The sequence below is a fragment of the Shewanella electrica genome, assembly GCF_022321485.1.
In the GTDB taxonomy this organism is placed as follows: Bacteria; Pseudomonadota; Gammaproteobacteria; order Enterobacterales; family Shewanellaceae; genus Shewanella; species Shewanella electrica.
In genome coordinates, this window is the sequence record NZ_JAKOGG010000005.1 from 288,478 (window position 1) to 307,542 (window position 19,065).

20 protein-coding genes are annotated in these 19,065 nt (G+C 50.3%); 7 read left to right on the plus strand and 13 right to left on the minus strand.

Going from position 1 to position 19,065, the window contains the following annotated elements:
* Positions 1-5: 5 nt before the first annotated feature.
* Together L9G74_RS10255 and L9G74_RS10260 are read left to right on the plus strand one after the other, a co-directional pair.
* A complete protein-coding gene (locus tag L9G74_RS10255; protein WP_238896214.1) occupies positions 6-674 on the plus strand; it encodes an AAA family ATPase in 669 nt (222 codons plus the stop codon).
* A complete protein-coding gene (locus L9G74_RS10260; RefSeq protein WP_238896215.1) occupies positions 661-1,017 on the plus strand; it encodes a replication protein RepA in 357 nt (118 codons plus the stop codon). The genes L9G74_RS10255 and L9G74_RS10260 overlap by 14 nt, the downstream gene beginning before the upstream one ends.
* Positions 1,018-1,232: 215 nt before the next feature.
* Here the strand turns inward: L9G74_RS10260 and L9G74_RS10265 are convergent, their stop codons facing one another.
* Complete coding sequence (locus L9G74_RS10265) at positions 1,233-1,475, minus strand: YecH family metal-binding protein (protein ID WP_238896216.1); 243 nt, start codon at positions 1,473-1,475, stop codon at positions 1,233-1,235.
* Between the two features lie 138 nt (positions 1,476-1,613).
* Here L9G74_RS10265 and L9G74_RS10270 point away from each other — a divergent pair, with 138 nt between their 5' ends.
* Entirely contained in the window at positions 1,614-3,284 is a 1,671-nt protein-coding gene (locus tag L9G74_RS10270) for a LytS/YhcK type 5TM receptor domain-containing protein (protein ID WP_238896217.1), read from the plus strand.
* 1 nt (position 3,285) lies between these two features.
* A complete protein-coding gene (gene btsR, locus L9G74_RS10275) occupies positions 3,286-3,996 on the plus strand; it encodes a two-component system response regulator BtsR (protein WP_238896218.1) in 711 nt (236 codons plus the stop codon).
* A 120-nt stretch (positions 3,997-4,116) separates the two neighbouring features.
* Here the strand turns inward: btsR and L9G74_RS10280 are convergent, their stop codons facing one another.
* The 5 genes from L9G74_RS10280 to L9G74_RS10300 form a co-directional block, all read right to left on the minus strand.
* Entirely contained in the window at positions 4,117-4,926 is an 810-nt protein-coding gene (locus L9G74_RS10280; protein WP_238896219.1) for a class I SAM-dependent methyltransferase, read from the minus strand.
* 21 nt (positions 4,927-4,947) lie between these two features.
* The gene (locus L9G74_RS10285; protein ID WP_238896220.1) at positions 4,948-5,703 is read right to left on the minus strand and encodes an ABC transporter ATP-binding protein; all 756 of its coding nucleotides are present in this window, start codon (positions 5,701-5,703) and stop codon (positions 4,948-4,950) included.
* A complete protein-coding gene (locus tag L9G74_RS10290) occupies positions 5,700-6,689 on the minus strand; it encodes a FecCD family ABC transporter permease (RefSeq protein WP_238896221.1) in 990 nt (329 codons plus the stop codon). The genes L9G74_RS10285 and L9G74_RS10290 overlap by 4 nt, the downstream gene beginning before the upstream one ends.
* Entirely contained in the window at positions 6,689-7,732 is a 1,044-nt protein-coding gene (locus L9G74_RS10295; protein WP_238896222.1) for an ABC transporter substrate-binding protein, read from the minus strand. Before L9G74_RS10295 ends, L9G74_RS10290 begins: the two co-directional genes overlap by 1 nt.
* A gap of 241 nt (positions 7,733-7,973) precedes the next feature.
* Positions 7,974-8,345 (minus strand): hypothetical protein, encoded by a 372-nt coding sequence (locus tag L9G74_RS10300; protein WP_238896223.1) that lies wholly within the window; start codon positions 8,343-8,345, stop codon positions 7,974-7,976.
* A 288-nt stretch (positions 8,346-8,633) separates the two neighbouring features.
* Between L9G74_RS10300 and L9G74_RS10305 the strand changes: the two genes are divergently transcribed.
* Entirely contained in the window at positions 8,634-10,085 is a 1,452-nt protein-coding gene (locus L9G74_RS10305; RefSeq protein WP_238896224.1) for a carbon starvation CstA family protein, read from the plus strand.
* 51 nt (positions 10,086-10,136) lie between these two features.
* On the opposite strand, the gene L9G74_RS10310 is transcribed toward L9G74_RS10305, so the two are convergent.
* The 7 genes from L9G74_RS10310 to queA all read right to left on the minus strand — a co-directional run bounded on the left by L9G74_RS10310 (position 10,137) and on the right by queA (position 17,304).
* The gene (locus L9G74_RS10310; RefSeq protein WP_238896225.1) at positions 10,137-11,048 is read right to left on the minus strand and encodes a precorrin-2 dehydrogenase/sirohydrochlorin ferrochelatase family protein; all 912 of its coding nucleotides are present in this window, start codon (positions 11,046-11,048) and stop codon (positions 10,137-10,139) included.
* 234 nt (positions 11,049-11,282) lie between these two features.
* The gene (locus L9G74_RS10315) at positions 11,283-11,600 is read right to left on the minus strand and encodes a putative signal transducing protein (RefSeq protein ID WP_238896226.1); all 318 of its coding nucleotides are present in this window, start codon (positions 11,598-11,600) and stop codon (positions 11,283-11,285) included.
* 221 nt (positions 11,601-11,821) lie between these two features.
* Positions 11,822-12,766 carry a protein translocase subunit SecF gene (gene secF, locus L9G74_RS10320; RefSeq protein WP_238896227.1) on the minus strand — a complete coding sequence of 315 codons (945 nt, stop codon included), beginning with the start codon at positions 12,764-12,766 and terminating at the stop codon, positions 11,822-11,824.
* A gap of 13 nt (positions 12,767-12,779) precedes the next feature.
* On the minus strand, positions 12,780-14,633 hold the full coding sequence (gene secD, locus L9G74_RS10325; RefSeq protein ID WP_238896228.1) for a protein translocase subunit SecD: 1,854 nt from the start codon (positions 14,631-14,633) through the stop codon (positions 12,780-12,782).
* Between the two features lie 18 nt (positions 14,634-14,651).
* Positions 14,652-14,984 carry a preprotein translocase subunit YajC gene (gene yajC, locus L9G74_RS10330; RefSeq protein WP_238896229.1) on the minus strand — a complete coding sequence of 111 codons (333 nt, stop codon included), beginning with the start codon at positions 14,982-14,984 and terminating at the stop codon, positions 14,652-14,654.
* A gap of 27 nt (positions 14,985-15,011) precedes the next feature.
* On the minus strand, positions 15,012-16,136 hold the full coding sequence (tgt, locus tag L9G74_RS10335) for a tRNA guanosine(34) transglycosylase Tgt (protein WP_238896230.1): 1,125 nt from the start codon (positions 16,134-16,136) through the stop codon (positions 15,012-15,014).
* Between the two features lie 121 nt (positions 16,137-16,257).
* Positions 16,258-17,304: a tRNA preQ1(34) S-adenosylmethionine ribosyltransferase-isomerase QueA gene (gene queA, locus L9G74_RS10340; RefSeq protein WP_238896231.1), complete on the minus strand. Its 1,047-nt coding sequence runs from the start codon at positions 17,302-17,304 to the stop codon at positions 16,258-16,260.
* Positions 17,305-17,656: 352 nt separating this feature from the next.
* On the opposite strand from queA, the gene L9G74_RS10345 reads away from it, so the two are divergent.
* Positions 17,657-18,250 carry an acyl carrier protein phosphodiesterase gene (locus L9G74_RS10345; RefSeq protein WP_238896232.1) on the plus strand — a complete coding sequence of 198 codons (594 nt, stop codon included), beginning with the start codon at positions 17,657-17,659 and terminating at the stop codon, positions 18,248-18,250.
* Between the two features lie 67 nt (positions 18,251-18,317).
* Positions 18,318-18,983 (plus strand): RluA family pseudouridine synthase, encoded by a 666-nt coding sequence (locus L9G74_RS10350; protein ID WP_238896233.1) that lies wholly within the window; start codon positions 18,318-18,320, stop codon positions 18,981-18,983.
* Positions 18,984-19,065 lie beyond the last annotated feature (82 nt).

Consider the following 19,065-nt stretch of genomic DNA (forward strand, 5'->3'; position numbering starts at 1 on the left):
TTTCTATGATACTGCTCGTCGGTGGCGAGAAAGGCGGAAGTGGTAAGAGCTGCCTCGCACAAAATATTGCGGTGCATGTTACGCAAAAGTATGCCGCGAAGGTGCTGATGGTGGACTGCGACCCGCAACGCACCACGTCAGATTGGATCCAAGCCCGTAATACAGATGAATCACTCCCTGCCATTAACTGTATTCAGCTCTACGGCAAAATCCGCAACGATCTGCTGAGTCTTGATGAGCGTTATGACTACGTGATTGTTGATTGCGGCGGCCAAGATAACCTCGCCATGCGTGCCGCCATGTCGGTAGCAACCTATGTCATGATCCCGCTGCGGCCGAAACGGCGCGATTTAAAAACCCTGCCGCACATGGAAGATATGCTTAGCACCTGTAAAATGGTCAATCCGAAGATGGTTGCCACCATAGTGCTGACCCAATGCCCAGCACTCCCCACCCAAGTAAAACGCATTTTGGAAGCAAAAGAAGTGGTGGAATCATTTGGCTTGCGGGTGCTTAACTCGGTCACCTTCAGCCGTAATATCTACGATGATAGCGAAGAGAAAGGCTCATCAGTCATTGAGCTTGATCCCAGCGGGAAAGCAGCTGAGGAGATCCGCGCCATCGCCGATGAGTTGTTTGCGATACCACCGGAAAACTCTTATGAGCTTAACTGATTTAAAGCGACAACAGATTAAGAAGAAACCTGCTAGCGTCTCCATTGATGATTTTATTGAAGACGCTAACAACTATGCCCAAGGCAAACCCAGTAAAGTGGCGACTGAGACTGCTGAGTCTAAGGCTGAAGCGGCAGAAACCGCCAAAGAAAAAGCCGTGAAGCAGTTTCGTCATGCCACGTTTACCCTTACCGAGCAAAGTATCAGCCAACTAGACGATCTATCGCTGCAAACCGGCATCGCCAAATCGAAACTGTTGCGCATCTTCATCGCTAACTTCGCACAGTTATCGGCAGCCGAGCAAGCGCACCTGCTGGAACTCTGCGAGCAACAGCAGCCCTAGGGGCTGCCTATCTTTAGTGTTTAATTTTTGTCCAAATTAAACACGTTATGAACGAGACGCCGCCTGCGACACTTAGTCAACTAAGCAAACTGGAGGCAACAAAGTTCAGGATGCGTTTAAATGAACCCTTCAGGCACCAGCGATTAATCTTCTGTTAGCAAACGATGCAAACCGCCAACAACGCTGTTGTTGGCAGGCATTAACCGCGTTATATCTCAGTGCTGGCAGATTTTGTCCGCTTGTGTGGTAATACCGGCGCTGGCATCCACAAACTTGCCGCGAGCGGCTAAAAAGGCGATCAGAGCCTCCGCATCCATGTCGCTGGCACTACAGGTATGGTAACGGGCATCAACGCCAAACCGTTGCTGCATCTGCGCTTTGAGTTCAGCTTTGCTGATCCCCTCTGGCTGCGCTAACAACATCTCCAACACTGCGTGCCCATGAACTGATTCGGTCATTTTGCTATCCACCATCAATTAGAATTTGCTGATTTATAGCGGCTTTCGTCAAGGAATACTCTGATTTGACGCAAAAATTCTGGCAATATAACGCGATAATAAAATATTCGCGGTCCTATCGCTCAAGGTGAAATGCAGATGGCGCTGATCCTCGCCCTTACCCAACAGATGTGTCTCTACATGGTAATTGTTTACCTTGTCAGCAAAACACCGATGTTTAAGCTGTTTGCCGAAGCCTCTACCCGCCTACCGCACAAAGTGTATATCTATCTGGTGTTTTCCAGTTTCTGCATCATGGCAACCTATTTTGGGGAACAAGCCCACGGCGCTATCGCCAATACCCGCGCGATGGGCGCCGTGCTCGGCGGTTTGCTCGGCGGCCCCACCACCGGATTACTCGTTGGCCTCACTGGCGGTATTCATCGTTATAGCTTGGGCGGTTTTACCGATCTCAGTTGTGCTATCTCCACCACGTTGGAGGGATTTTCTGCCGGCATGATGAGCTACTACCTGCGCAAACAGGGCCGTAGCGAACTGGTGTACCATCCGTTTCTGGTCGGTTTAGTCACCTTTTACGCCGAGATGATGCAGATGTGCATTATTCTGCTGGTCGCGCGGCCGTTTGATGATGCACTGGCATTGGTTCGGCAGATTGCGCCGCCAATGCTAATGGTCAACTCCATCGGCGCGGCGCTGTTTATGAGCATTATTCGCGACCAAAAAACCATGTTTGATAAGTTGTCGTCGAGCTTTTCTACCAAAGCACTGAAGATCGCCGAACGCAGTGTGGGATTGCTCAGTAAAGGCTTTAACGAAAAGGCCAGTACCCAAGTCGCCAAAATCGTCATTGAAGAAACGGCGGTGGGCGCGGTGGCGATTACCGACCGCGAGAAGCTGCTGGCCTTTATCGGCATTGGCGCCGACCATCATATTCCCGGCACCCCGATATCCTCCAAAATCACCATGGATGCGATTCATCAAAACAAGGTGATGTTTGCTGACGGGGTGGAAACGCCCTACGCCTGCTCCATATCAAGTAGCTGTAAATTGGGGTCGAGCTTAGTGATCCCGCTACGTGCCGACAACGAAGTGATCGGCACCATCAAACTGTATGAGCCGAAGAATAAGCTGTTTCTCAACATCAACAGAACGCTGGGTGAAGGGATTGCCCGGTTGCTGTCCAACCAGATCCTCTATGGCCGTTTTGAGCAGCAGCAAACTATGTTGACGCAAGCGGAGTTAAAACTGTTACAAGCACAGGTCAATCCGCACTTTTTGTTTAATGCGCTCAATACCATCAGCGCCATTGTGCGGCGCGATCCCGCACAAGCGCGGCAACTGCTGCAACAGTTGAGTCAGTTTTTGCGCATCAATCTAAAACGCACCACCGGCGTGGTCACCTTGGGCGACGAGCTGGAACATATCGACTCCTACCTCGCCATCGAGCGGGCGCGTTTTGTCGATAAGCTACAAGTGAATATAGCGATAGATAGCGCGCTGTACGGTATGGAAATGCCCGCTTTTACCCTGCAACCGATTATTGAAAATGCGGTAAAACACGGCACGTCACACCTGCTCGAACAGGGGATTATTAACGTCTCCGCCGAGCGCGATAAACGCAGTGTCACCTTAGTGGTGGAAGATAATGCCGGTTTATACCAAGCGAAAAAAACCAGTGATGGTTTGGGGATGAATCTGGTACATAAACGTATTCAGAATCAATATGGCACGCGATATGGCGTTAACGTCAGTTGTGAGCCTGATGTCTACACTCGGGTAACGATCACGCTACCTTACCGGAACGATTAACATGATAAGTTGCTTAATTGTCGACGACGAACCATATGCCCGCGAGGCACTGGCAGAATTATTAGAACAACAAGCCGACATTGACATTATTGGCCAATGTGGCAATGCCGTGGACGCAATGCAAACCATCAACCGCGAGCAACCCGATTTAGTGTTTCTCGACATCCAAATGCCGCGTATCAGCGGCATGGAACTGATCGCTATGCTCGATCCAGAGCGGATGCCACGGATTGTGTTTGTCACCGCTTATGATGAATTTGCCATTAAAGCGTTTGATAATCATGCCTTTGACTACCTACTCAAACCGTTGGACGAGCAACGGTTACAGCAAACTCTCAGCAAAGTTCGCCGCGATTTAACCCCGCAAATTCTCACGCCTGTGATGCCCGTGCACCTAGAGCACCTGCCCTGCTACAGCGGCAATAAGCTGAAAATTATCGCAGTCAATGAAGTGGAATATGCCTTTAGTGATTTGACTGGCGTGCATATCGCCACCGCCAAAGAGCAAGTGCATACCGAGCTAACACTGAAAGTGCTGGAAGAAAAAACGCCACTGCTGCGCTGCCATCGTCAGTATTTAGTGGCGCCATCGGCGATTGCGGAGATAGAAGTGCTGGAAACTGGCGGCGAAGTAACGACTCACAGCGAAGCGAAAATTCCAGTCTCTCGCCGTTATTTAAAGGTGCTTAAGCAAGCCTTTGGCTTTAACTAAATTAGCGCGATAACCAAGCCAATCAGGCTTGGTTGGCTTGGTTAGCTGATGCCAGAGTGATGGATGTCTGCTAGCATGATGCCTGATGAGCGGATGCCGCTGCTGGCGCTAAATCCCCAGTTACAGCGTTTTGGTTTTCTCCCAAGATACCAGCGCCCAATCCCGTGATGGCGGCATAATCGGCTCACCACTGGCTTGTTTTTGTAGGTAAAACTGCTGCAGTTTTTGCTGCTCGTCATCGGTCAATTTACCTAACGACCAATTAACTGACTCCAAAAACTCCTCAAAGGTTGCGGTTTTATTCTGGCAATTCGGTCCGCGAATATAGTCCACGTTTGGGTGGATCCCGAGTTGGTAAAGAATATTCACCGCAAAGATGTAGTTGGGCAATTCGACCACTGGACGCCCCACCGCCCGCTGAATATTCACATCCACAAATGAGGTGGCGACCGTGTGAGTGGTGTACACCCGCAACTTGGCTTTATTGTTGAGCTTAATCATCGCTTGGCGCAAATCAGCCACCAAGGTTGAGCGGGAAGCGACAGCAATATCGCATTCGGGGATCTCTTGCCAATCATCTTCCCAAGAGTAATTCATCAAGGTGACGTTCTGCAGGCCCATATATTCCGCGCGCCGTGCCGCCACTTGCAACATGCCACGGCTGTAATCAACGCCGTAAACGTGTTTGAGTGAGTCGGCCAAACTTAAACATACGGAACCTGGACCGCAGCCCATATCAAACAGCGTGGTTGCACCGGATAAGTCGATCTTTTGTTTCAGTTGCAACAGATACGGGTCAAGCGGATTGGCACAGGATTCGGCCATCTGCTCCGCGCGTGCATCCCAATGTTCTGGCGCTTTGGTGGTGCGTCCCGCCTGCGCCATCTGTTGTTGATACAGTTCGGCAAAATTTAATTCGTCCAACACCATGACTGAGTTCTCCCTTAGCTTTTACCCATCTATTCCGAGATGATGCCGAATATCGGCTTCTCGCACCTTATACAATGCCGCCAAACGTTGTCCGGTGAGCATCTCTGCGGCAGTGCCCTGCTGCACGCCGGTTTGGGGTGACATCAATACCACCCGATCAGCAATCGCCCGTGCGTGTAGCGGATGGTGAGTAGACATCAACACTGTCATGCCCGCCTGTTTTAACTGCCTAACTTGCTCTAACAAACCAATCTGATGACCAAAATCTAAACTTGCTGCTGGCTCATCCATAATCAACAACTGCGGCTGCTGCTGCAAGGCTCGTGCAATTAATACCAGTTGCCGCTCACCGCCGCTAAGAGAGGGATACAACCGCTGCGCTAAGTGAGCAATACCTAACTGCTCAAGCAGCGCCAATGCTTGCTGCCGTTCTTGCTGAGATGGCGAGGCAAACACGCTTAAGTGCGCACTGCGCCCCATCAACACCATATCTAACACGCTAAACGCAAACGGGCCATCATGCGCCTGTGGCACATAGGCCAACCATTTAGCCAATTCACGTTGGCTCCAAGCGCTAATCGAACGTTGCTGCAACAGAATATCGCCGCCCAACAGCGGCAAATGTCCGAGCAAACTGCGGATCAACGTGGTTTTGCCACAACCATTGGCACCGAGCAGGCAACAGACTTCACCGATAGCGATATCAAAGGTCAGCTGTTGCTGTACCAAATGTTCAGCATAGCCTATGGCAACGCTTTCAAACGCTACTAAGCTCACAAGCGCTCCCTTCGCATCAACAGCAACAAGAAAAATGGCGCCCCAATCATGGCGGTGAGAATGCCCAGCGGCAGTTCAACGTGGCTGATGGTACGCGCCATGGTATCGGTGACTAGCAGCAAAATGGCACCAACCGCCATAGCACAGGGCAATAGCCGCACGTTGTTCGCTCCGGTCATGATGCGGCAGATATGCGGCACCACTAATCCAACCCAACCGATGATGCCGGCAATAGACACCGCACTGGCGGTAACTAACGTGGCCGCCACAATCAACACCCAGCGCAGTTGCGTAACATTAACCCCCATCGCTCGCGCTTCGTCATCGGGTAAGCTCAGCAAATTCATGCGCCAGCGTAACAGCCACAGCGGTAAAATGCCGATAAGCAGCAATGGTGCTGCGGTAGAGAGATCCGCCACGGTAATGGTATTGAGGCCACCGAGCAGCCAAAAGGTAATCGACGGCAGCTCAGTGTAAGGATCGGCCAGCACTTTGATCAGCGAAATAAACGCACCACATAAGGTGCCCACAGCAATACCTATCAGCACCAGCGATAACACCGGATCTTGTCGCCGCGTAAATTGGGCAATCACGCACACTAACGCGACCACCATTAATCCGCCGGCGAAGGCAAATAGCTGAATGCCCGCCATCGACAAGCCGAGTAAAATCGCCAAGCTCGCTCCCGCGCCTGCCCCCGCGGAAACACCAAGAATGTCGGGGGACACCAGCGGATTACGAAACATACCTTGATAAGCCGTGCCCGCCGCTGCTAACGCAGCGCCAATCAATAACGCAGCTAACACCCGCGGCAAGCGGATTTGCCAAAATACTACGGAGGCACTGTGGTTAACGCTGGTCGCATCGCCCCACAATAACTGGCTCAAATCTGTGAGGGATAATGGGAATTTGCCCACGGAGATTGCTAGCAGCAGGCTCGCAAGCAGTAATCCAACTAAGGTGATGGTGGTCGCACGCAGTGTCATCAAGCATTCACCAACTGCGGTTCCACCAGTTGCTGATAGTGCGCATCGCTCAGCTCACTGTGATAAAACGCAGCAAAGAACTGCTGCATTTCCGCTTTAAAACCTGCTTGCAAACTCGGGTCAAGATAAGCTTGTAAACGCCTAATGCCGAGTAAACGGTTGATCCCTGGAGGCGAGTCAAACCAACCGAACGGGAATCTTGCCAGCAACAATACCTGTTGCTGCTGTACCGCCTTTAACCCTTGCCACTGTGGCGAAGTCTGTATGTGCTGCCACGTTGATGGCTCTTGGGTAATGATGATATCGGGCTGCCACAACAACAGTTGTTCCATGGATACTGGCGCCAAACCGCGTTGATGTTCCGCGCTAGCCACATTGCGTAAACCAAGCAACTCTATCGCTTCAGTGTGCAATGAACCCGCAACACCAGTTTCCAAGCCACGAGCGCCACGCGCTGCATAAAAGCTAAGTTGTCGGCCACGAGCATCAGCAAAGTGCGCCGCCTCAGCCAAAATATGCTCGGCGATCTGCGCTAACTGTTCAGCGCGCGCGTCAGCCCCCAGCACTGCGCCGGTTTGGCGTAATTGTGCGGCAGAATCTGCCAGCTTACCGCTGACCAATAGATAAGGAATGCCTGTTTGCGCGACAATACGCTCGGCGGTGGAACGGAAGGTATCGTTGACAGTGCCACAGTCGATAATCAGATCGGGTTTTAACGCCAGTAACTGTTCGAGTGACAGCGTGCTAGAGCGTCCAGCCAAGCGGCCAAGTTTAGGTAAGGCGGTGAGTTTATTGCTCAGCCACGGATAATCGCCGCCAAGGTCGAAGCTAGCAAGGCCCAACAGTCGTTCTGGCGCCAACGCCAGTAGCAACATGTCGGCCGGTGCGCCAGCGCTAATGAGTCGTTGCGCCTTAGCGGCGGACGGCACCTGACCAAACATTGATAGCTGTGATGCTGTGCTCGCCATAGTGAGATTAGGCCACAGGCTGCTGCCCAATAAGCCGCCCAGGCCTTGTAAAATCCGTCGACGCGTTACATCCATCTCAGCTTGTGCTCCCTTAAAAACGCTATATAACCTACTACATAGCGATATTAAATTAAACGTTTACTGATATGCGTTTGCTAAAAACATGACCTCGGTCGACATGTTGCCCTAAAGCTAACGGCAGCCAACCTTTGTCGCTTGTTTTGTCATCACAAAGGGCGAGATTCAGGCAACGCGGATGATGTGCGGTGTAGTTATGCTCCAGCAACAGCACCTAACGCTGAATAAATTCTGCCCCCTATGGATAGATGTCCAGCCGCGCAATAGTGAACTCCACCGCCCCGGTTAAGTAGGTTGCGCCGAACTCGATGCAAAAGCCGTTGACGGAGACTAAGCCGTCCGCACTATCAATCACAGTGCTGCGGCCGCGGTAACGATAAGCGCCGAGCGATTGCAGCTCATCGGCGCCGTCAACCTCCGGCCCATCCGCCAACGCCGCGGCGCACAGTTCGCCATCGAGGATCTGCAAGCGATTATCGACCTTATCGCCCACTTGATAGTTGCCTAAATGGCAAAACACGTCCACCGTGGCTTCGCCGCTATCTAGGGTGAGCGTGGCACTTTCCTCACCAAACCACGCAACCTGACGTACCATTAACTGAGCTTGCATGTCGCACTTATATCCTTATTGTGTTCAGTTGATGCTGCATCATAACAGCGCTGAGTCACTTTACTGAAACGCAACACTCGTCAGGGTTCACCTTGTAGCCGCGGTGTAACATCTCAGCACACCAACCACAAGACAAACTTAAATTAGTAACCGTTGAATCATCCTGTCAGCCGCTCAGGACGCCTAATTACCGCTTACCCTCGTCAACCAACCGCTCACCTAAACTCCCCTTGGCGCTGTTAATAAAACGTTTAAGCTGACCCCAACGCTAACCTGGAGAGCACAAATATGTTGTGGTTTTTACTCTGTGTGGGGCTGCTAATCGGCGGCTATTTCATCTACGGAACCTTTGTCGAAAAAATCTTTGGCATCAATAAAAAACGTCAAACACCGGCGTACGCGCAAAACGATGGTGTCGACTACGTGCCAATGTCTAAATCCAAAGTTTATTTAATCCAGTTGCTCAACATCGCGGGTGTTGGCCCTATCTTTGGCCCCATCCTCGGTGCGATGTACGGTCCTTCAGCCATGCTGTGGATTGTGATTGGTTGTATCTTTGCTGGCGGTGTGCATGACTATTTCTCTGGCATGTTGTCAGTGCGTAACAATGGTCAGTCGGTACCTAACTTAGCGGGCAAATATCTTGGCAAAAACGCTAAGAATTTTATGAACATCTTTGCCATCGTACTGTTGCTGTTGGTCGGCGTAGTGTTTATCTCCGCCCCTGCGGGGCTGCTGGGCAAACTGACTGGCATGAGCGTCGCGATGTTTGTTGGCGTCATCTTTTTGTATTACCTGTTGGCAACTGTGGTACCGGTGGACAAAATCATCGGTCGTTTGTATCCATTCTTTGGCGCCTTGCTACTGTTTATGTCTATCAGCTTGACCATTGCCATCGCAATATCAGATGAACACAGCTTGTTGGCGGGTTTTGGTCCAGCAGATTTCCTGAAAAACCTCAATCCTAACGATGCGCCACTGTGGCCTGCCCTGTTTATCACCATCGCTTGTGGCGCGGTTTCAGGCTTCCACGCGACCCAATCACCATTAATGGCACGCTGTGTGGAAAATGAATCTAATGGTCGCTTTGTGTTCTACGGTGCGATGATTGGTGAAGGGGTTATTGCGCTGATCTGGTGTGCTGTCGCGCTGTCATTCTTTGACGGTGTTGAAGGACTGAACCAAGGTATGGCGGGCAATCCTGCTAACGTAGTGTATAGCGCCTCAACCGGTTTGCTGGGCACTATCGGTGGTTTCATGGCGGTGTTGGGCGTTATCGTACTGCCAATCACCTCAGGTGACACTGCATTCCGCTCTGCGCGTTTGATTTTGGCTGAATACTTCAACATGCCACAAACCAAAATCAGCAAACGTCTGCTGTTGGCGCTGCCACTGTTTGTTATCGGCGGTATTCTGACTCAGGTAGATTTTGGCATCATCTGGCGTTACTTCGGTGTGGCTAACCAAGCCACTGCGGTAATGATGTTGTGGACAGCGGCGGCGTATCTGATGCGTCATAACAAGCTGCACTGGATTTGTACCATCCCAGCCATGTTTATGACCGCCGTAGTGTTTACCTTCCTGCTCAACTCAGCCACGCTGGGCGCAGGGTTACCGATGACCGTGTCCACCATTGCGGGGATCGTGATTACTCTCCTGACCACCGCGCTGGTGTTCTATATCAGCAAAGGTAAAGAAGCGATTAAAGCTGCTGAAATCGAAAAAGCTGAACAAGCATAAACTTCAGCGCAACCGCAACAAAGCCAGTGAATTCACTGGCTTTTTTATTGCTCAAATGGCGCCTGGCCGCAGATGTTTGGCAAAGGGAAACGCGGCTTTTAGGCGGCCAAGTTCCACATCGTCCACCACCAATAATACTCGTTGCCCAGCTTGCCATGCGCTAACTAATTCGCTGTCGGCCATTGGTGCGGCGCGCTCGGCGTCACGGCGCAGCAACTCCTGAAGCTCTGGGGAGATATCAGCCACGGCAACCACTCGATCAATGCGCTGCAACAGCGGCAGTGCGGCGAGTGGTAACAGCTGTGCGGCCGTGGTTTCTGCAATCAACAGCAACTCACCTTGGCTGCTCGCTTCAGTAAAACTCTGCTGATAACGTTGCGGCGTGTTGCTATCAAATCGCTCGCCATTGATGCTAAAAAACCTTTCCCAAAAACGGCGTCGCTCGGCACCGGATGGCAAGCGTTGCTGCACTTCTTCCCGTTTTTCGGCAATAAAATCAAACAGCGGTGCTAATGAATTAGGCAACATAGCTTCTAGCTTGCCGCGTAAGTCGCGAGCGAAAATGGGCGCCGCACCAGCGGTACTGATGGCGATGACTAACCGGTCTCGGTCAACAATTGAGGGAGTAATAAAATCGCAAGCTGCCGGGGTATCGACCACATTCACCCAAACGCCAAGCTCTTTAGCTTTGGCAGCCAAGCTGAGGTTAAGTGTGTGATTAGCGGTAGCGATGTAGATAAGATCGCGTTGTTGCAGATCATCAGTTTCGACCGCGCGTTGCGCCAAAGCAATGCGCCCCTCATCGGCATAACGCTGCACTTCATAGGTGACGTCAGGTGCAATCACTTCAATCGTCGCTTGCGTGCGGCTCAATAGGTCCAACTTACGACAAGCCACCTCGCCAGCGCCGATGATCAGCACTTTGACGGTGCGAGTATCAAGATAAATGGGGAAATATTGCATCTGTCTGCTACCTGCTTGCCGCTAAACTGAAATCACCAAGAATAATACCTTGATAATCAGGCTAATTTGAAGCACTAAGGTTTGTGACATGCCATGAGATGAAACGGCGCCAGCAGACTCCAACTGAAAATAGCAACCTATTAGCGTTAACCAACTAACGCTAACGATTAACCTTTTTGACCCTGGCAGTGCTAACAGCGGGTTGATGCTGCTTTACTACTCATCATCAACCCTTTATTGATGCGTTTCACAACGCTCCGAACTGCAATTCCAACATAGCTCGAAACTGGCTTCATTGTATTCATGGCACTGTAAACATTGCCACTGTGGCCGTTCAACCTGCATGGCCGCGAGCATTTGCTGCGCCTTATCACATTGGCAGTCGGCCACCCACAACTCCACATTTTGCATATCAACGGGCAACTCTCCGACACCGCCCATTAATGCCTCACCACGCAACTCCACTTCAATCCCACTGGTTTCTAGCATTCCCTTCCATGTATGGGCCTGTAATAAATTACCACCCGCCACTAACACTTTTCTCTGTTCCATCTGTGTTCCTACCGCATTCGTCTTGAACCATTAGAGCACGCTAGATTTCTCTGGCGCTATTGGCGTTAGCCAACGACATGCTACCGTCAAAAAATGAGCAGTGTCGAGCGCTCGACCGCAAAAATTTACCTTTTATCAACAAATATTAATAGACTTTAGCCTAATGCAGAGACAAAAAAGCCACTCGTATGGAGTGGCTCTTTATCCAAGCGAGTTAACGCTTAAGGCATGATGTTCGGTTGATCAGCGCCTTCTTTTTCCACTTGTGTTGGCATCATGTGTTCACGATTGATACCTAAGCGAATCGCCAAGAAGCTGGCAACGTAGATAGATGAATAAGTACCTACCACGATCCCCATCAACAGCGCCGTAGCAAACCCGTGGATCATCGTACCGCCTTTAAGAAACAAGGCAATAACAGTGATCAGCGTCGTACCGGTGGTGATCACCGTACGGCTCATGGTTTGCGTAATTGACGCGTTAACCACTTCTTTTGGTTCTGCTTTACGCATCTTGAGGAAGTTTTCACGGATACGGTCAAACACTACGATAGTATCGTTCAGTGAGTAACCTACCACAGTCAACACACCCGCCAATACGGTCAAGTCGAACTCTAACTGCAGCACAGAGAACAGCCCTAACGTCACAATCACGTCGTGAGCCAATGCCGCTACTGCACCTACAGACAAACGCCATTCAAAGCGGAAGGCAACATACAGCAGAATACAGATCAATGCGACCAGTACCGCCATACCGCCCTGCTCTGCCAGCTCTTGGCCTACTTGTGGACCAACGAACTCAACGCTTTTTTGCTCAACGTTAGCATCTTGCTTTTGCGCTTCGGCCATCACAATTTTGACTTGCTCATCGCTCTTGGCACCGTGTGGCGCTTGCAAACGTACCACCACGTCGCGGCTAGAACCGAAGTTCTGTACCACTGCGTTGTCTAATTTGCTATCCAGCGCGTCGCGCAGCGAGGTCAAATTAGCGGGTTGGCTAAAGTTCAGTACCACTGAGGTACCACCAGTAAAGTCCAAACCCCAGTTGATACCTTTAGTGCCCAAAGACACCAGCGAGCCAATCACCAGAATCAACGACATGATGCTGATAGGCGCCGCATGACGCAGGAAGTTTACCGAACTCTTAAAATTGAAAATCTGAAACATCGTCGGTATTCCCCTAAATTGATAACTTCTTGAGACGTTTGCCGCCCCACAATGCGTTCACGATTGAACGTGTACCCACGATCGAGGTAAACATTGAAGTGGCAATACCAATCATCAGGGTTACGGCGAAGCCTTTAATGGCCCCCGTACCAACGGCGAACAGAATCAACGCGGTGATAAAGGTCGTAATGTTAGCGTCAGCAATGGTTGAAAATGCGTTGGCATAACCTTCGTGAATCGCTTGTTGAATTGAGCGACCAGCGCGCAACTCTTCACGAATACGTTCGTTAATCAACACGTTACCATCTACCGCCATACCAACGGTCAACACCATACCGGCAATACCCGGTAACGTCAGCACCGCACCAGGGATCATTGACATCACGCCAACCACCATCACCAAGTTGAATGACAGTGCGAAGTTGGCAATCAAACCAAACGCTCGGTAGTAAACCAGCATGAACAGCAATACCACTGCCATACCCCAGATCATCGCTTGCAGACCGTTTTGAACGTTCTCAGCACCCATGCTTGGGCCGATAGTACGTTCTTCAACAATCGATACTGGTGCAATCAAGGCACCGGCACGCAGCAACAGCGCCAAGTTTTGGGCTTCGCCCGGGCTTAAGCCTGTGATAACAAAGTTACGGCCCAAACGCGCTTGAATGGTAGCAACCGAAATCACCTCTTCCACTTTGTTCATTTTGACTGAGCCATCAGGATTGCGTTGACCGCTGTCCTTATACTCAATGAACAAGGTCGCCATTGGATTACCAATGTTGTCCTTAGTAACATTAGAGAAGATGTTACCGCCTTTGGCATCCAAGTTGATGCTAACTTGCGGGCGGCTGTATTGGTCAAAAGAGGGTTGCGCGCCAGTGATATGATCACCAGTCAGCATCACTTCTTTTTGCAATACTACTTCACCGCCTTCACGACGTTTATACACTTGTGAAGTTGCCGGTAAACGGCCAGCTAACGCATTTTGCAGGTCGGTTTTCTGATCCACCATGTGGAATTCGATAGATGCGGTAGCACCGAGAATTTCCTTGGCGCGAGCAGTATCTTGCACCCCTGGCAATTCAACGATAATACGCTCAGCGCCTTGACGTTGTACCACAGGCTCGGCCACACCCAACTCGTTAACACGGTTACGAATAGTGGTGATGTTCTGTGTCAGTGCGTCTTCCTTAATCTGTTTCAGATAAGGCTCGCTCATCGTCGCCAACAACTTGAAGTTATCGCCTTGGCTAATATCAGAGAACACCATTTCGTTGTTGGAACGTGTTTTGAGGAAAGACTCAGCTTGCGATACGCTTTCTGCATCACGGAAGTTGATCTCAAGTCCTCTTGAGGTGACTTTGATACCTGAGTAGCGAATACGCTCTTCACGCAGCTGTGCACGGAAATCGGCCACTTTGGCTTCTTCCATTTTGCGAATCGCTTCGCTCATGTCCACTTCCATCAAGAAGTGCACACCGCCACGTAAGTCCAGGCCCAATTTCATGGGCGAACCACCAACCTCAGCTAACCATTTCGGTACTGCGGGTGCCAAGTTCAGCGCTACTGAATAACCTTCTCCTAGCTCAGCAGCCACCGCTTCTTTCGCTAACAACTGGTCTTCAGCATTTGTTACACGTACCAATAACTGGCCATTTTCCAGCTCAGAACGTTTAACTTGAATGCCTTTACTCGCCAACAGATCAGTGACTTGTTGTTGAGTCGTTGCTGTGACGGCTACGCCACGAGTACCCACAACTTGTACTGCATGATCCTCACCAAAAAGGTTAGGCAGGGCATAGAAAGCCCCGACGGCGAGAATCACAATCACCATCAGGTTTTTCCACATAGGATATTTATTTAACACGCCTTAAGCCCCCTTGGCTTACAGCGACTGAATAGAGCCTTTTGGCAATACCGCCGCAATATAATCTTTCTTGATAGTGATCTGAGTGGTGTCGTTCAAGTTGAGCAACACGTACTCGCTGTCGTCAGCGATTTTAGCAATCTTACCCACCAAACCACCGTTGGTAAGGATTTCATCGCCTTTAGACAGAGATGACATCAGATTTTTGTGTTCTTTTACCCGTTTAGATTGCGGACGGAAAATCATGAAATAGAACACTAAGCCCATCAGAATGAGCATCATCATCAACTGGAACGTACCACCTGATTGAGGTGCGCCACCGGCGCTGGCGTAGGCATTTGCGATAAACATACTTTCTCTCTTCTTATTTCAGTAGATTTAGTCAAGTAATTCGGGCACTTCACGGCCCTGACGAGTGTAAAAGTCCCTAACAAAGGCGTCTAATGTACCTGTCTCGATGGCACCGCGCAAACCTTGCATCAATCTTTGGTAGTAACGCAGATTGTGGATGGTGTTTAAACGCGCACCGAGCATTTCATTACAACGGTCTAAGTGGTGTAAGTAAGCGCGAGAATAGTGCTTACAGGTGTAGCAATCACAGCCTTGTTCCAGCGGTGAAGTATCATCACGATGACGTGCGTTGCGGATCTTAATCACGCCATCAGCGGTAAACAGGTGGCCGTTACGGGCGTTACGGGTTGGCATCACGCAATCGAACATATCCACACCACGGCGCACGCCTTCGACCAAATCCTCCGGTTTACCCACGCCCATCAGGTAACGTGGTTTGTCTTCCGGAATTTTGGGACAAACATGTTCCAAAATGCGGTGCATATCTTCTTTCGGTTCGCCTACCGCCAAACCACCGATAGCGTAGCCATCAAAGCCGATGTTAACTAAGCCGTCGAGGCTTTCATCACGCAGGTGTTCATACACGCTGCCCTGAATAATGCCAAACAAGGCATTGGGGTTTTTCAGGCGGTCAAATTCGTCGCGAGAACGCTGCGCCCAACGCAGTGACATCTGCATTGATTTACGCGCTTCATCAACAGTGGCTGGGTATGGGGTACATTCGTCAAAAATCATAACTACATCAGAACCAAGCGAGTGCTGAATTTGCATCGATTTTTCTGGGTCGAGGAAGATTTTTTCACCGTTGATTGGTGAGCGGAAATGTACACCTTCTTCGGTGATTTTACGGATATCACCGAGGCTGAATACTTGGAAACCGCCTGAGTCAGTCAAAATAGGACGTTGCCAGTTCATAAAGTCATGCAGATCACCATGCTTTTGCATCACTTCTTCACCGGGACGCAACCATAAATGAAAGGTATTGCCGAGCAGGATATCGGCGCCTGTTTCTCTCACTTCTTCAGGGGTCATACCTTTAACGGTACCGTAAGTCCCCACCGGCATAAATGCTGGGGTTTCTACCGTGCCGCGTTCAAAAACTAAACGTCCGCGACGGGCGCGGCCATCTTTGGTTTGGAGTTCAAACTTCATGTGTTACCTCGTCAGAGAAACAGTCTGACTTGTTGTGGGGCCTCGCCCCGCTAGATTCAAGGGGAAGACAGCGCTCCCCCACATATAATCGCTAAATTATGTGACCGAAATTGTATGCCACTCAGTCTTGCGCCGCCGTTTGACGGGTCACAAACATGGCATCGCCATAACTGAAGAAGCGATAACGCTCATCCACCGCATGGTGATACGCGTTAATCACATGCTCATAACCGGCGAAGGCTGATACCAACATGATTAAGGTCGATTCAGGCAAGTGGAAGTTAGTGACTAACGCATCAATCACTTTCCATTGATAACCGGGATAGATAAAGATGTCGGTATCGCCGCAGAACGGTTTCAGCACACCATCATTAAAGGTCGCCGCACTTTCCAGTGAACGTACCGAAGTGGTGCCTACCGCAATCACTCGCTTACCGGCCGCTTTGGTGGCATTGATGGCATCAACCACCTCTGCCGGCACATTGGCCCATTCAGAGTGCATGTGATGCTGTAGAATGTCGTCCACGCGCACGGGCTGGAACGTACCCGCGCCAACGTGCAGCGTCACAAACGCAGTTTGCACACCTTTGGCTTTTAATGCCGCGAGGATTCGCTCGTCAAAATGTAACCCTGCAGTGGGAGCCGCAACAGCACCGGGCGTTTGGTTATAGACGGTTTGGTAACGTTCTTTGTCGGCATCGTCATCTGGACGGTCAATATAAGGCGGCAAAGGCATATGCCCTACATCGTCTAACATCGCCAGAATTGTGCCTTCAGATTGCAGTTCTAGCTCAAACAGGGCGTCATGACGCGCTACCATTTTCAGTTGATAGCCACCATCTAAAATGATGTCACTGCCCTCTTTCGGGGATTTGGAACTGCGCACATGCGCCAGCATGCGCTTCTCGTCCAGCATACGCTCGAGCAAAATTTCCAGTTTGCCACCAGAAGCCTTTTGACCAAATACACGCGCAGGCACCACTCGCGTGTTGTTAAACACCATCAGGTCGCCTTCGTTGACTAGGTCGAGAATATCTTTGAAATGTTTGTCCTGCAGCGTACCGCTATTTCCGTCTAGGGTTAACAGTCTAGACGCGCTACGTTCAGGCGTAGGAAATTTCGCGATCAACTCTTCCGGAAGATCGAACGCAAAATCTGCAACTCGCATGGGAATGCCTCAGAATAGCTTAAATCGGCGGCTAGTCTATGGGCTTGTTACGGGAAATTCAAGAATCCTTGAGATCGGGAGCTTTGTTATCTTTTGCTGGCGGCATCTCAAACTTTAGTGGTCGAGTGTCAATCTGCTCAAATGGAATATCTATCGGCACCCGTTTCCGTGTTGGCTGCGATGATTTTTGACAAAGTTTTTCAATCCAATTCCACATCATCCATGATCCTTCATGTCGTACTACAACTTACTACAATCGAGTTTAGTGAAGAAAAACACCCCCGTCTGTGGTATTTTTCAAAACTTCGGTGGCAAATAATAGCCACATTTCGCCTTCTGACAAGTACAAATTATGAACTTTTTAGCCCATCTCCACCTCGCCGACATCAGTAACACCTCTTTGGCAGGTAATATCGCGGGCGACTTTTGTCGTGGCAATATTGCAGACCACCCCAAGCATCTTCAGCAAGGGATCTGGCTGCACCGTAAAATAGACACGCTCACCGACCAAGATGAAAGCGTAGTAGCGCTGAAACAACAATTCCCGGCACCACTGCGACGGGTAGCGCCCATATTAATCGACCTCGCCTTCGACCACATGCTGGCGCGTTATTGGGATGAATATCATCACCAATCGTTAGCGCAATTTAGCCAACGCTGTTATCAACAGCTGACCACGACAGCGCAACTGCCGGAAACGCTCAACACGCTGGCGGTGAAAATGCAGCAAGGCGATTGGCTTGGCAGTTATGCCGACACGGATGGCTTTCACCAAGCGGTTAACGGTGTAAGTAAGCGCTTATCTAAGCCTGAGTTATTCCGTGGTGCCACCAAGGCGCTAAGCAAGTTGGATGTGGATATCGAAATCGCCTTTCGCACATTTTATCCGCAATTAATGGCGTATAGCCGCCTATGGACACGGCAAACGCCAGAGCAATATCTGTAGATGACCGGCAGAATTTGGTCTCAGGCCGCGCTTTGTATACAATACGGCGCGGACCGCAGGAGACAATATGCAAATCTTTGAATACCATCCACCTAAACTGCCTTGGCTCGATATTCGTTACATTGACCGCGATGTCATTGTGATCAACAAACCCTCTGGCTTATTGTCTAATCCTGGCCGCGCTGAGGTCACCCATGACTGTGCCCTAACGCGTTTGCAGCAGTTATATCCTGAAACGATTTTGGTGCACCGTTTAGACTGTGACACTTCTGGCATTATGGTGTTTGCCCGTAGCAAGAAAGCCGAATCGCATCTGAAAACTCAGTTTCAAGAACGGCATAACGATAAGTTATATATTGCGGAAGTAGATGGCTGGCTAGAGCAAGACCAAGGCAGCATTAATCTGCCGCTGGCGCCAAATCGTGATAATCCACCGCTGCAAAAAGTGGATAGTGAAGGGAAAAAAGCCATCACCCATTACAGCGTGTTGCAACGCCGTGAAGATGCACAAGGCAAGTCTACGCTGGTATCGCTGCAACCCGAGACCGGCCGTACTCACCAACTGCGGGTACATATGCTGGCGCTGGGCCATGTGATTTTGGGTGATGATTTTTATGGCGATGAACGTGTGCGGCGCGCTAGGCCACGACTGTGCCTACATGCGGCCAGTTTGCTGTTCAGCCACCCTTGGTCAAACAAAGAGATGCACTTTGTCAGCATGGCGGGTTTCTAACGCTTAAGGGCTGTTTATCTTTCAAATTAACCAGTAAAGGTAAACTGCGCCTAAGGGCTGTGTTGAGCCAAGGTTACTTGGC

Excerpts from the sequence above, each read along its gene's own strand:
- L9G74_RS10255 (WP_238896214.1), top strand. The coding sequence starts at position 6 with ATGATACTGCTCGTCGGTGGCGAGAAAGGCGGAAGTGGTAAGAGCTGC.
- L9G74_RS10260 (WP_238896215.1), top strand. The coding sequence starts at position 661 with ATGAGCTTAACTGATTTAAAGCGACAACAGATTAAGAAGAAACCTGCT.
- L9G74_RS10265 (WP_238896216.1), bottom strand. The coding sequence starts at position 1,475 with ATGACCGAATCAGTTCATGGGCACGCAGTGTTGGAGATGTTGTTAGCG.
- L9G74_RS10270 (WP_238896217.1), top strand. The coding sequence starts at position 1,614 with ATGGCGCTGATCCTCGCCCTTACCCAACAGATGTGTCTCTACATGGTA.
- btsR (WP_238896218.1), top strand. The coding sequence starts at position 3,286 with ATGATAAGTTGCTTAATTGTCGACGACGAACCATATGCCCGCGAGGCA.
- L9G74_RS10280 (WP_238896219.1), bottom strand. The coding sequence starts at position 4,926 with ATGGTGTTGGACGAATTAAATTTTGCCGAACTGTATCAACAACAGATG.
- L9G74_RS10290 (WP_238896221.1), bottom strand. The coding sequence starts at position 6,689 with ATGACACTGCGTGCGACCACCATCACCTTAGTTGGATTACTGCTTGCG.
- L9G74_RS10295 (WP_238896222.1), bottom strand. The coding sequence starts at position 7,732 with ATGGATGTAACGCGTCGACGGATTTTACAAGGCCTGGGCGGCTTATTG.
- L9G74_RS10300 (WP_238896223.1), bottom strand. The coding sequence starts at position 8,345 with ATGCAAGCTCAGTTAATGGTACGTCAGGTTGCGTGGTTTGGTGAGGAA.
- L9G74_RS10305 (WP_238896224.1), top strand. The coding sequence starts at position 8,634 with ATGTTGTGGTTTTTACTCTGTGTGGGGCTGCTAATCGGCGGCTATTTC.
- L9G74_RS10310 (WP_238896225.1), bottom strand. The coding sequence starts at position 11,048 with ATGCAATATTTCCCCATTTATCTTGATACTCGCACCGTCAAAGTGCTG.
- L9G74_RS10315 (WP_238896226.1), bottom strand. The coding sequence starts at position 11,600 with ATGGAACAGAGAAAAGTGTTAGTGGCGGGTGGTAATTTATTACAGGCC.
- secF (WP_238896227.1), bottom strand. The coding sequence starts at position 12,766 with ATGTTTCAGATTTTCAATTTTAAGAGTTCGGTAAACTTCCTGCGTCAT.
- yajC (WP_238896229.1), bottom strand. The coding sequence starts at position 14,984 with ATGTTTATCGCAAATGCCTACGCCAGCGCCGGTGGCGCACCTCAATCA.
- tgt (WP_238896230.1), bottom strand. The coding sequence starts at position 16,136 with ATGAAGTTTGAACTCCAAACCAAAGATGGCCGCGCCCGTCGCGGACGT.
- queA (WP_238896231.1), bottom strand. The coding sequence starts at position 17,304 with ATGCGAGTTGCAGATTTTGCGTTCGATCTTCCGGAAGAGTTGATCGCG.
- L9G74_RS10345 (WP_238896232.1), top strand. The coding sequence starts at position 17,657 with ATGAACTTTTTAGCCCATCTCCACCTCGCCGACATCAGTAACACCTCT.
- L9G74_RS10350 (WP_238896233.1), top strand. The coding sequence starts at position 18,318 with ATGCAAATCTTTGAATACCATCCACCTAAACTGCCTTGGCTCGATATT.